Source organism: Kordia sp. (assembly GCF_050633145.1).
Classification (GTDB): domain Bacteria; phylum Bacteroidota; class Bacteroidia; order Flavobacteriales; family Flavobacteriaceae; genus Kordia.
In genome coordinates, this window is the sequence record NZ_JBOEFY010000099.1 from 1 (window position 1) to 403 (window position 403).

Here is a 403-nt window from a genome sequence, read left to right on the forward strand (position 1 = left end):
ACAGGCTTGGCACAGAATCAATTGATGATTGGTCAAGACTTAGGCGCAGGCTTTACCTATCTCTGGAACACACCAGATGGGATAATGACAACACCTACAGTAACAGTAACCATGGCAGGAACCTATAGTTTAGTAATTACAGATGGGAACTTCCCAACAAACTGTAACTTCAGTGATAGTGTTACCTATGAGGCATCATCGCCACCAGCTAGTTTAAATGTACAGATTACTACACCAGCCTTTGCAGATACCCACAATGTAGTGGCTACAGCAACAGGAGGATCAGGAGTGTATGAATATCAATTAGATGATGGAGAGTGGCAAGAGACAGGAGAGTTCTTAGACTTACAACCTGGAGAACACACCGTAACAGTGAGAGATACTAATGGATGTGGAGAACTAG

At 43.2% G+C, this 403-nt stretch carries 1 pseudogene; it reads left to right on the forward strand.

The features are described 5' to 3' along the window. A pseudogene (locus ACRBBL_RS27195) lies at positions 1–403 on the forward strand (hypothetical protein); the annotation flags it as partial.